This is a genomic window from Mycetocola sp. (assembly GCF_046716805.1).
Taxonomy (GTDB): domain Bacteria; phylum Actinomycetota; class Actinomycetes; order Actinomycetales; family Microbacteriaceae; genus Mycetocola_A.
Map to the genome: position 1 here is coordinate 22,812 of NZ_JBKJWH010000160.1, position 11,931 is coordinate 34,742.

The 11,931-nt window shown below is 61.0% G+C and carries 9 protein-coding genes; 6 read left to right on the plus strand and 3 right to left on the minus strand.

Features of this window, described 5'->3' with window-relative positions:
* Positions 1-30 precede the first annotated feature (30 nt).
* The 4 genes from ACLQ62_RS13135 to ACLQ62_RS13150 are packed head-to-tail and all read left to right on the plus strand — an operon-like array spanning position 31 to position 3,573.
* On the plus strand, positions 31-1,131 hold the full coding sequence (locus tag ACLQ62_RS13135; protein ID WP_411722084.1) for a DegT/DnrJ/EryC1/StrS family aminotransferase: 1,101 nt from the start codon (positions 31-33) through the stop codon (positions 1,129-1,131).
* A 2-nt stretch (positions 1,132-1,133) separates the two neighbouring features.
* Positions 1,134-2,105, plus strand: coding sequence for a Gfo/Idh/MocA family protein (locus tag ACLQ62_RS13140; RefSeq protein ID WP_411722085.1), 972 nt, complete (start codon positions 1,134-1,136; stop codon positions 2,103-2,105).
* The gene (locus tag ACLQ62_RS13145) at positions 2,102-2,602 is read left to right on the plus strand and encodes a GtrA family protein (RefSeq protein ID WP_411722086.1); all 501 of its coding nucleotides are present in this window, start codon (positions 2,102-2,104) and stop codon (positions 2,600-2,602) included. The genes ACLQ62_RS13140 and ACLQ62_RS13145 overlap by 4 nt, the downstream gene beginning before the upstream one ends.
* A 2-nt stretch (positions 2,603-2,604) precedes the next feature.
* Positions 2,605-3,573: a glycosyltransferase family 2 protein gene (locus tag ACLQ62_RS13150; RefSeq protein ID WP_411722087.1), complete on the plus strand. Its 969-nt coding sequence runs from the start codon at positions 2,605-2,607 to the stop codon at positions 3,571-3,573.
* A gap of 75 nt (positions 3,574-3,648) precedes the next feature.
* Here ACLQ62_RS13150 and ACLQ62_RS13155 read toward each other — a convergent pair whose 3' ends face one another.
* From ACLQ62_RS13155 to ACLQ62_RS13165, 3 genes are all read right to left on the minus strand, one after another.
* On the minus strand, positions 3,649-5,202 hold the full coding sequence (locus ACLQ62_RS13155) for a DUF2142 domain-containing protein (protein ID WP_411722088.1): 1,554 nt from the start codon (positions 5,200-5,202) through the stop codon (positions 3,649-3,651).
* 94 nt (positions 5,203-5,296) lie between these two features.
* Entirely contained in the window at positions 5,297-7,777 is a 2,481-nt protein-coding gene (locus ACLQ62_RS13160; RefSeq protein ID WP_411722089.1) for a hypothetical protein, read from the minus strand.
* 96 nt (positions 7,778-7,873) lie between these two features.
* A complete protein-coding gene (locus ACLQ62_RS13165; RefSeq protein ID WP_411722090.1) occupies positions 7,874-10,435 on the minus strand; it encodes a glycosyltransferase in 2,562 nt (853 codons plus the stop codon).
* 117 nt (positions 10,436-10,552) lie between these two features.
* On the opposite strand from ACLQ62_RS13165, the gene ACLQ62_RS13170 reads away from it, so the two are divergent.
* Positions 10,553-11,458, plus strand: a complete 906-nt coding sequence (locus tag ACLQ62_RS13170; protein ID WP_411722091.1) for an ABC transporter permease — start codon at positions 10,553-10,555, stop codon at positions 11,456-11,458.
* Positions 11,459-11,460: 2 nt separating this feature from the next.
* A partial coding sequence (locus tag ACLQ62_RS13175; RefSeq protein ID WP_411722092.1) for an ABC transporter ATP-binding protein occupies positions 11,461-11,931 on the plus strand: 471 nt, incomplete at its 3' end.

Consider the following 11,931-nt stretch of genomic DNA (forward strand, 5'->3'; position numbering starts at 1 on the left):
CATACAGCGTAGCCGAACTGACGAGGCCTAATGATACCTATTACCACCGTTGCTTTTGGACCCGAAGAGGAACAGCTTGTACTCGACGTCCTCCGATCCGGGGCCGTGGCCCAGGGACCGAAGGTCAAGGAGTTCGAAGACCGCTTTGCCGAGATGTTCGGCGCGAAACACGCTGTCGCAGTCAACAACGGGACCACAGCTCTGATCGCCTCCCTCGAGGTTCTCGATCTGCAGCCAGGCGACGAGGTCATTACGACCCCCTTCACGTTCGTTGCGACCATCAATGCCATCCTCCAGGCCGGCGCAATGGTTCGCTTCGCGGACATCGGTTACGACGATTTCAACATCGACCCCTCCTCGGTCGCCGCGCAGATCACCGACCGCACCCGAGTGATCGCCCCTGTCCACTTGTACGGTCAGATGGCCGACATGGATCCCATCATGGCTCTCGCGCAGGCGAACGACCTCCTGGTCCTCGAGGACAGCGCGCAGTCCCACGGGGCCAGCTACAAGGGGAAGTTTGCGGGCACTTTCGGCATCGGCACCTTCTCTTTCTACGCAACGAAGAACATCACAACAGGAGAAGGGGGCATGATCACGACGGACAGCGACGAGCTGGCCGACAAGCTCCGCACTCTCCGCAATCAGGGCATGAAGGCGCGATACGTCTACGAAATGGCTGGGAACAACTACCGGTTGACTGATCTGCAGGCGGTGCTCGCTCTCCCACAACTTTCCCGGTATTCCGAGACGGTTTCTCGACGACAGGAAAACGCCGCGAAGCTCAGTGCAGGGCTTGCAGGCGTGCGCGGACTCGTCACGCCGGTTCAGTTGGAAGGCCGTAAGCACGTCTGGCACCAGTACACGGTTCGAATCACGGACGATGCTCGTATCAGTCGCGACGAGTTCGTAGCGAGACTCGGAGAGGCGGGTATCGGGTGCGGCGTGTACTATCCGAAACTCATTCAAGACTACGACGCGTACCGGAACGACCCTCGCGTACTCCGATCCGATGTCCCCGTCGCCAGTGAGGTGGTTCGTCAGGTCGCGTCCATTCCCGTGCACACTGCACTGACTGATGACGACATCGCCACGATCGTCGACACAATCAACAACGTGCTGGGAGCGTAGGCGTGACAGAGCCGAAAAATCTGATTCTTGTTGGAGCCGGGAACATGGGCAGCCACCACGCGCGAGTGATCTCGCAGTCGACAGGGGCAAACCTCAAGTTTCTGGTGGACCCGCGCGAATCAGTCGGACGCGCGGTCGCTGAGAAGTTCGGCGCCGTCTGGGCACCGGAGTTGCCTGATCTGGCTGGGATCGACGGGGTCGTCGTTGCAGCAGCCACCGAGGCGCACTACCCTCTTGCGATGCAGGTCCTGAACCAGGACACCCCACTGCTCATCGAGAAGCCCGTCGCTGACAGCCTGTTGAGGACGCGTGAGATCATCGACCTCGCGGCCCACAAGGACCTTCCGCTGATGTGCGGGTTGCTCGAACGGTACAACCCCGCGGTTCTGACAGCGCGGTCATTCATGCAGGAACCGCTCCACATCACCGGCGTTCGCCACTCCCCCTATGCGCCCCGGATCAAGACCGGAGTCGCGTGGGATCTTCTCGTGCACGACGTCGACCTCGCGATCAACCTGGCCGGCGCCGAGCCGAGCGGGGTCGAAGCGCGCCTCGGGTTCTTCCACCCCGAATCAGAACACAACGCCGAAGACGTCGCGGAGACAACCCTGAACTTCCCGGGCGGCACCATCGCGCAGGTCTCGGCGAGCCGGATCGGGCAGAGGAAGATCCGGACCCTCTCAATCTACGAGATCGATCGCCTCATCGAGGTTGACCTTCTCCGCCGCGACGTCACCGTGTACCACCACGTCTCCGAAAACTCGGTCGATGGCGAAGGACGCGGTTACCGACAGCAGACCGTCATCGAGATCCCTGAACTCGTAACCTCCCAGGAGCCGCTGACTGCTCAATTCGAGCGGTTCCTCGCGGTGATCGACGGGACGTACGATGCGGCGACGGAGCGTGCGACAATCCTGCCGCCCCACGAGGTCATCGACAAGGTAGTGGCAGAGCGCACGGCATTACGAACATGACGACGGGGTTTCTCCCGGAGTCCCCAGAGCCGGCGAAAGGGCCGTCGTTTCTCGCCGCGTTCTTCGGCCACAGCGCGGTGCGCTACCTCCTCGTCGGAGGATCGGCTTTCGCTCTCGACATGGGGCTGCTCGCACTTTTCCATGAAGTACTGAGCCTCCCGGTGTGGCTGGCCACCGGGTTAGCCTTCATACTGAGTTTCGTCTACACTTTCACGATGCAGCGAGCGTTCTCGTTCGGTGGAAACTCTCCGCATGGACCGGCGCTGGTGCGTTACTCGACCTTGGTGGCGTTCAACACAGTCGCCACCATGGGCATCGTCACACTGCTCAGCGCAACTCCGCTTGGCTGGGCCGGCGGCAAAGTGCTCTCTACCGTGTTCAGCACAATCTGGAACTACTTCGCGTATCGCTACTGGGTTTTCGCGGCCCCGCGCTTCAACCCGGATTCCGTTCCGGATGGCGCTCCGGCGCCCATCGAAAATCACGATAAGGACTAAATTTGTACAAGGGTGCCACCATCTCTGCAGTTGTTCCTGCCTACAAGGAAGAACTCATGATCGCAACGGTGATCGACACGATGCCGTCATTCGTGGACCACATCGTGATCGTGGACGACTGCAGCCCTGACGCCACCAGCGAGGTGGTGAAGGCAAGCACCGACCCCAGGGTCCACTTGATCCGTCACGAGGTCAACCAGGGCGTCGGTGGGGCCATCATCACCGGCCACAGGACCGCGATGGAGCTTGGGTCCGAGGTCAACGTCATCATGGCCGGCGACGCCCAGATGGATCCCGCATACTTGCCGGCGCTGCTCGACAAGGTGACGGATGAAGGCTACGGCTTCGCGAAGGCCAACCGGTTCTTCGCGCCCGAATCTTTCGAAGGCATGCCCAGATACCGGGTGTTCGGCAATATCGTGCTGTCATTCATGACGAAGCTTGCTTCAGGTTACTGGCACCTGTTCGACCCCCAGAACGGGTACACCGCCGTCCGGACCGAGGTGCTCGAGCGGGTGCCACTCGATCATGTGGCTCGCCGGTACAGCTTCGAGAATGACCTGCTCATTCACTTGAATATCCTGCAGGTTCCGGCCGTCGACGTTCCCGTTCCTGCCGTGTATGGCGACGAGGTGTCCAGCATCAAGCTCCGTACCGTCATCCCGGAGTTGATGAACATGTTGCTGAAGGGCTTCTGGCGGCGCATCTGGTACCGCTACGTCCTGTGGTCTTTCTCGCCGATCGCCCTGCTGCTGTTCATGGGCCTGTTGCTGTTCATCTTCGGCATCGGTGTAGCCATCTGGGTTTGCTTCCAGGTCCTCAGTTCCGTGGTCGCCACCGCGGCGACGGTGATGCTTGCCGCTCTGCCGTTGATGATCGGCACACAGATGCTGATCAGCGCATTGCAACTTGATATCCAGGCCAGTCCGTCCACGCCCAGCTTTCGCCGTTTCAGCGACTCCCGCACATAGGGCCGGAGGGCCGCCTCACCGCAGGGGATCCGGGCCCGGGCACATCGCCCGGTGATTCGCCCCACGAATCGTTCGCTAACTCCTGACAGCTGACGCGAGTTCGACGCTCTCGGTCTCGCGATGCGCGCCGGTGTTCAGCGCCGCGTACAGCACGGCAAGGATCAATCCCTGCCCCAGGAGCGCAAGCGCCAGCCAGGGAAGAACACCGACAGGAGGATGCCACTGCGGGTTCAGCAACAGGGACGTCCAGGTGCCGTTCACTCCGACCGCGTAGCGCTTGATCGTTACGGCAAGCGCCCACACCTGACCGATGGCGACAAGCGCTCCAAAGGCCCAGAACAAGGTCACGGCTACCGGCCGGGTTGCCGTAATGGCGTGGCTTCGCGGCGCAAGCATCATCCCGACTCCGCTGAGCAGGATGAAGCACACGTACGCGACGAGGGTATAGCGTCCCTGCCAGATGTAGCCGGAGTTCTCTACGCTGAGAGCCTGAATCAGGGGCGGGCCGATGAACAGGCCGAGAGCCATAACGATGTAGGCGACAAGAAGGCGGCCACGGATCATGGTAAGTGCGACAATGCCGACCCCGGCTCCGAGCGCCGACCACAACACATAGGTGAATGCGGGACTCCAGGTGTCCAGCCACCCGAATACGCCGATCAAGCCCGGATCGAAAGACCTGTCCAACAGCATGAGGATGAATGCCTGGGTGGGAGTGGTTGCGCCCGCCCCCGGGAAGTTGCCCATATTGTTGAGCGTTCCGCTACTCAGGACCCACGCCAAAGCGAACCCCACACCGGCGAGGAGCACAGCCAGGCACGCCCAGATTTCCCATCTCCTGAACAAGGCCGCTAAACGCGCACCAGGAGTGGCGATCAATACTGCGGCGGCGATGAGCGCCACCCAGACCGGAGAGATTCCGCGCGCGTTGAAGAGCAGCGCACCGCTGACGCCGATCAGCACAAGCGCCATCCGGAGGTGCTCGTCGGGACGGGGACCGATCGTGACCCAGAGGAGCAAGGTGAGCAGAGCGGCCCCAGCAGTGATCTCGAGCGAGTTCGGATTGACAGCGCTGTTCAGAAAGAAAACCATCGGCGTTGCGGCGGCCACAAAGGTCGCGGATGCCATGAACGGCCGCCGAAACTGGAGAAGGACGGTTAGAGCCACAGCGAGGAAGAACGATGAGATCAGCGCGCTGACCAAACGCATTCCGAGCACTGCCACTTTGGGACTCTCGGCCAGCAGCGACGGCCACCCGACGAGCGCGTAGTACACCGGATTGTAGAGCCCGGCCGACGTCGTGGCCTTCGACAGTCCGCTTGCGTCGGTGACCGCGTCCACGACACAGGCGGCCGTTCTGGTTGGATCGAAGGCGTAGCACGGCCAGGTCGCGGCTGTTGCGACGTCAGTCGGCACCGTCACCCGCAGTTCGGCCGGTTTGCTTGTCGGTTCGCCCAGGAGCTGCCCGTGGGCGACCGCGGCAGCCTTGATGATGTGTGCGGGCTCGTCAGGGCTGCCGCCCATCGGTGTTGCCACAGCCCAGCTCCCCGAGAGGATGAAAATTCCGAGCCAGGATGCCACAAACGTCCAGAGTGGGCGCTCGGCGGTCTTACGCCACACGTTTTTCATCGATTTCCTGTCCTGCTCTCGGCGCACCATCCGCCCAATAGTGTCCTTACTTTCGCTCTCAACTAACGAACGTGGGTGTTCGACTCGCGACGAACTATCGCGTGACCGTCTGGCAGCCGATGAGGGTGTGGCCACCGGCGCCGTTGTTGATTCCGTATGCGCAGACCGTCGACGTGCCCGAGGGCGCTGCGACACTGGCAGAGAATCCATGGTGTGGCCCGTACGTCGGGTACGAAGCCGCGACATCTTCTCGTGAACCCTCAGCTGCCACAGCGGTCCCGATTGAGCCGACATAGAGATGCACAGCTATCGGCGCGGTCGTGTCGGGGTCGATCGCCCAACCGGAGATCTGGAACCCCGTGGCCGTCGGAACGACAGCCTCCAGGTTCCCGAACGGGGCTCGTCCTTGATCAGAGATCGTGCTGGGAGGTGCCGGAACAGTGACGTTCTCGCAGCGCTGCAGCACATTTCCGCCAGGGCCCGAGTTGATGGAGTAGACGCACACCGTCCGGACGCCAGGAGCCGCGCTGAGCGTTGCCGAGTAGCCGTGTTTGTCACCGTACGCGGGGTAGTGCAGGGCGACGTCCGGCCTGCTCTTGTCGGCGAGCATCGCCACCCCGGTGGAACCGACGTAGACATGAACCGGAATCGAATCAGCAGTGTCCGGGTCGATTGCCCACCCTGAAACCGTTATTTTGCCGGCGACGGCGGAGATGGTCTCGAAGTTGCCGATCGGCACCCGCCCTTGCTCGCTGAGACCCGAAGAAGCAGTGGGCACGACGACGGTTTTACAACCCAGGGCGACGTTTCCTCCCGCACCGTTGTTGATAGCGTATGCGCACACCGTCCGACTACCCGGGTCCGCCTGTGCCTTCAGGGAGTACCCGTGATTCGGCCCATACGCTGCATACTCGGCAGGGAGATCGGAACGGTTGCCGTCAGCCATGATTGCTTTCCCGACGGAGTCGACGTAGACATGCACCGGGATCGCCGAAGCGGTGTCCGGGTCGATCGCCCATCCGGAGACCGAGATTCCAGAGGCGTCCGCTGTGACCGAGCTGAGGGCCCCCACCGGAGCCCTGCCCTTCTCGACGATGCCCGAGGACGCGTTCGGCACGGTCACTGTTTGACATCCGAGGACGGAGTTGGCGCCGGTGCCGACGTTTATGCCGTAGGCGCAGACCGTGTGTGGGCCAGCTGCCGCCGGAATCGTCTCAGAGATGCCGTGGTTGGTCCCGTAGGCCGCGTACTTCGCCGGGATGTCCCCCCGCGTCTTGTTGGCGGTCAGGGCCTTTCCTGCGGCGCCAACGTAAACATGGACGGAAATCGGGCCGGCGATGTCCGGGTCGATCGCCCATCCGGAGAGCCGGATACCCGTTGCGTCGGTCTGGATTGGATCCAGGTGACCAAGCGGGTCGCCACCCGGTGTGGTCGTGTCCCAGCAACCGAAGAGCGTATTCGCACCGGGGCCGGAGTTGATCCCGTAGACACAAACAGAGTGCGAACCACCAGCAGGGATCGGGAATTGAACATCGAACCCGTGATTGGGTCCGCTGGCCGGATGGGCGCCGCCCACGTCCGCCCGCGGGGCCGACGCCGTATACGCCTTGCCGACGCCGTCTACGTACACGTGAACGTCGATCGGGCTCGAGACATTCGGATCGATGGCCCATCCCGCGACCCGGATCGCTCCAACGCCGCCCTGCACCACTTCGACGTTTCCGAACGGATCGGTTGGGGCCGGCGCTTTCGTCGAGCCGAACCAGTCGGTGAAGTAATTGTAGAAGTTGCGGTTCCCGTAAGCGGAGCAGGTGGGGTCGTTGGATGCACCATATCCAGCAGCCAGGGCAGCGTCGTTCGGCTGGTACGGCGTGTAGTAGTACAGCGCCGCGGTGGCCTTGTTCTCCATGGTGACCGCTGAGGATCCACACGAGGCGTTGGGACTGTAGCGGACCTGGGCTGGCTTGCCGACAGGAAACCACGTGAAGTAATTGCTTGTTCCTGGTGGGTTACCGTAGCGCTTGAGCTGCCAGATACCCATGTAGACCTGGTTGTAGAAGCCGAAATACTTGGTATCGCATGCAGCAGTGTCGGGGCACGCATAACCCATTGATGCCTGCCACGCCCAAGCGGAGGGTGCGCTGCTTTGCACGAGGCCTTGCTCCTTCTGGAGCATCACCAGAATGACCTGCGGGTTCACGCCGCAGGACTGCGCCACCTTGAAGATGATGGACGCCGCAGACTCGTTCGCTGCGCCGCGGTACCCGTCGCACATTGCATCCGCTGCGCGGTCGTACGTCGATTGCGAGAAATCCTTGAGGCAGGTCTTACCAGCAGCACACGTGGAGACCTTGCCGTTGAGGAAGCTCTGGATCTGTGCCTGGGACATCGTGCTGGTGTCATGGAAGACCGCGTCACTGATGATGTTGCCCGGTTTGAACTGCGACAGGTCAGCAGCGCTTGCCGCAGTCGTTGGCACGACCACCGCCCCGATCGTGGCCAGAAGCGCGAACAACACCGCGGCGACTACCCCCGTGGTTTTTCGGCACCAAGAAACGTCCGTGAATTCCCTCATGAGGCTAATCGTATTGACTTGCGGGATCTGCCGCCGAAATCGGCCCATCCGACGCGCCGCAGTTCACCGGATTGCCCCCGAATGCTGGACAGCAATTCAACTCGTGAGGTCACGACGACGCTTCCGGCGTTCGACAAACTGCTCGTAGACAGCCGCCGGGCCACCTTCCCTGAGGTAGTAAACCGCTCGCTCGATGTCGCGGCTCAGGCCGGTCTTTCTCTCCTGGATTTGATTGGCCCCCACCCGTTTTGGCTTCGCTCCGAGTCGCGAATTCTTCGCGAGTACTTTGGTGTCTGCCGCTACGACGGGGTTTCGACAGAACTCGACGAGAGGGGCTAGTGCGCGCTCCCAAACGAATTCCTGCCGCACTCTGGCGACGTTCGCCCGGGCCTCGGCAATCGCAACCTCGTCATAGAGGAACTTCTCAAGTGCCTCAACGATCGCTTCCTCGTCGCGTTCGGGAACCGAAGCTCCGAGGGATGCGGAAGCGACCAGGTCGCCGAACGAGTCCCCTTCGGTAGTGACAATGGGCAGCCCCGCCCAGAGGTAGTCGAGAATTCGCGTGCGGAAGGAGAACGTTGTTTCAACATGCTGGAAATGGGTCGACACGCCGAGGTCCGCATCCAGCAAATAGTTCTGACGTTCGTCAAAGACCACCCAAGATTCGTTGAAGAAGACGTTCTTACCGGTCAGCCCGAGTTCTTCGGAGACGCGGCGAGCTGCTACAACCGCTTCCATCTCCGGAACGTCCGGGTTCGGGTGCTTGACGCCCATGAAGAAGAGGCGGATGTCCGGGTGTCGTTCAGCAACCTTGCCGACCGCGCGGATCAGCGTGTCCGGGTCGAACCAGTTGTAGATTCCACCGCCCCAAATGACGACCTTATCGTCGGGGCCAATCCCAGGGACGACCCCGCGAATCGCGTGTTTGGTTTGCACCGGATCGGTGCTCGAAATACCGAATGGAGCCACCGCTATGAGGGAGTCGAGCTCGGAGTCCCTGGAGTATGTGTAAGCGTTGATGCGGCCGAGAGCCGCAAGCTGGCCCAACCAGAAGTGTCTCTGCCGCTCACTTGCGCACAGGAAGAAGTCGCCGATCTCCAGCTGGTGGTTCAGCGCGTTCGTCGCGCCGTTGACTTGATCGTTCCACAGGGTGAGGGTTTTACCTCGGCCCTGTTCGAGCTGTTCAAGGTGCATCGGGTCGTACACGTCGACGACGAGGATTTTGTTCGACTTCCCGAATGCCGGGAACATGGCGAGTGCGTGCCCCTGCACGATGATGACGTCTGCCCACTCTTCATGGGGCTCAGCCGACGACGGCCGGTGACGAGAGATGACGCCGACTTCGAAGTCTTTGTCGAGCGAGACGGCGCTGGCAATGCTGAGGAGCCGGACGTCATGCTCGCTGGACAATGTCTTGGCGATGTGCCATGCGCGGATGGCAGGGCCTGCCATCTTGGCTCCGATTGGATCGCCGGTAACCACCAGAATTCGACGACGAACAGGCTCCGTGAGTTGACCCAGCGTTCCGACGATCTTTTCGTAGCCAGCGAGGTAACTCTCAATAGGGTACGCAGGCTCATCGGTTTTCCCGAACAGCCGCTTCAGTTCGCGGTCTGACTTGACGCGTGACTCCTGTACCTTCCTTCGTTCTGCCGTTGCAGCTGGAAGGTTTTCCACGAACTGATCAATCGCAAAAATGCCGGCAGCGGTCTGCTTGGAGATCGAAACGTGTGATTCGCTATCGTTCCCGGGCACGCGAAGATCAAGTTGAGCGGAGTCGATCTTGCCGCGGCTGATCGCACGTCGGGTCGCGAGCAGCAAAGCGCCCGGGAAGACCTGGGCGAGGGACTCATCGTCGAGGTTCTTGTACAGCGTGTACAACGCGTTGCGTTCCAAGAGATAGGTCTCTCGGAAGTTTCCAAACTTGTCCATCGACGCATGATGCTTGTGAAAAGCAAGCGACTTCGGCTGGAACCGGAATCGGTACCCGAGGAGGTTGAGCCGCCACCCCAGGTCCACGTCGTCATAGAACATGAAGTAGTTGTCATCGAACCCGCCGAGCTGCTCAAAGACTCGAGCGCGGATGAACATCGCAGCCCCGGTCCCGAACAGGACGTCCTTCTCCTCGTCCCAGGAACCGCGATCTTTCTCTCCGGCATGCGGCTTGTAGCCCATGCCGTACCAGGTGATGGAGCCGTCGACGTAATCGACCCTGTCGCCCTCCCAATCCAAGACTTTGCTCGCTACAGCACCGATGTCGGTTCCAGTCGCAAAGGTCGCCATAGCCGCTGAGATCCAGTCGACGTCCGGCTTGGCATCGTTGTTCAAGAAGGCGATGAATTCGCCGCTCGAGTGGGAAACCCCGAGGTTACACCCGCCTGTGAAGCCGAGGTTTTCCTTGGATTCGATGATTGTCGCGCCATGAGCATGCTCACGAAGCTTGGCCAGGCTGTCGTCGCCGGACCCGTTCTCGACAACGAGGATTTCCAGGTCTTCACTAGGCCAGTTCAGGCCTTGCAACCCCTTGACTGCTTCGATGGTATCTTCGGCACCTCGAAAATTCACCAGCACCACGGAAACCAGACCAGGCCGGAGTTTTCTCACAAGACACCTCAAAATCGTATTTATAGAACAGAGCCATCGGAGTCTATCAAGCACCCTCGGGGGCCCTCCCCCAAGCGAGCGTGGCTCCTCCTCCCAGCATCCCCCGGGTGAACTCTGTAGGATTCTGAAGTTGTACCCGATCGAAAGAGACCCTGCCCTATGGACCAGCCCGTGAATGACCCTGCACCTACGCGGGTCGTTAAGGAGCCGCTGCGGCGGATCGGGCGCCCTGACCACAAGGGCAGAGGGACCGTTGAATCGGTCAAGGAAATCTTCGCCTATCGCGAATTGCTCTGGCGTCTCGTCAGCCGGGAGATTCGCGCCAAGTACAAGAACAGCAGCCTGGGAATCGTCTGGTCTCTGGTGCGTCCGCTGGCCCAGCTGCTGATCTACTACGTGGCTATCGGACAGTTCCTGGGCGCGGCCGGCAACACCCCCGATTTCGCCATCTTCATCTTCACCGGCCTCACCATTTGGGGGCTGTACTCGGAAATCATCAGCGTCGGCACAACTTCAATCGTCAGCAACGGTGGCCTGGTCAAGAAGGTCTATCTGCCCCGCGAGATTTTTCCCCTCGCGGCCGTCGGTGGGGCTCTCTTCAACTTCGCGGTGCAGTTCGGCATCCTGATCGTCGCCACATTCGTCGCCCTCAAACCACCGCTTCACTGGGAGCTTCTCTACTTACCCCTCGTGATCATCCTCGTCGTCGTGCTCGGTACCGCGATCTCGCTCGTGCTGTCCGCGGTCAACGTCTATCTCCGCGACGTGCAACACCTCGTGGAAGTGATGCTGCTCATCTTCTTCTGGGCGTCACCGATCGTTTATTCCATCTCGTTCGTCCACAAGTCGCTGCAGGGCTCATGGCTCGAGGAGCTTTATCTGGCGAACCCCGTCACGCTAGCCATCCTCGGAATGCAAAAAGCAATGTGGGTGGCAGGCACGAGCGATCCGTCCCAGTACTGGCCGGCCCACCTCGAAATCCGTCTACTCATTGCGCTTGTCGTGAGCGTGTTCCTGCTCTGGATCGCACAGCGCGTCTTCTCTCGCCTGCAGAGCAACTTTGCCCAGGAGCTCTGACCGTGACTCTCGTTCATGAACCGATCGTCCGCCTCGAGGACATCTCGAAGAGATTTGTGCTCCACAAAGACAAGTCGATCAAGGACCGTGTCCTCTACTTCACCAAACGCGAGCAGTCCCGTGAGGACTTCTGGGCGCTCGGCGGAGTGTCACTGGACATCCAACTGGGTGAAACCGTCGGACTGATCGGGCACAACGGGTCGGGCAAGAGCACGTTGCTCAAGATCATAGGCGGGATCATTGACCCAACCAGTGGGGCAGTGTATCGCCGCGGTCGCGTTGCTGCTCTTCTGGAGCTGGGTGCCGGTTTCCATCCGGACCTGTCCGGCCGTGACAATGTCTACCTCAACGCGGCAATCCTCGGGATGTCGAGCGGCGAGACTGACGCTGTCTTCGATGACATCGTGGAGTTCTCCGGGATCGGCGACTTCATCGACTCCCAGGTGAAGTTCTATTCGTCGGGGATGTACGTG

Coding starts and splice junctions, on each gene's coding strand:
- ACLQ62_RS13135 (WP_411722084.1), top strand. CDS start 31: ATGATACCTATTACCACCGTTGCTTTTGGACCCGAAGAGGAACAGCTT.
- ACLQ62_RS13155 (WP_411722088.1), bottom strand. CDS start 5,202: ATGAAAAACGTGTGGCGTAAGACCGCCGAGCGCCCACTCTGGACGTTT.
- ACLQ62_RS13145 (WP_411722086.1), top strand. CDS start 2,102: ATGACGACGGGGTTTCTCCCGGAGTCCCCAGAGCCGGCGAAAGGGCCG.
- ACLQ62_RS13160 (WP_411722089.1), bottom strand. CDS start 7,777: ATGAGGGAATTCACGGACGTTTCTTGGTGCCGAAAAACCACGGGGGTA.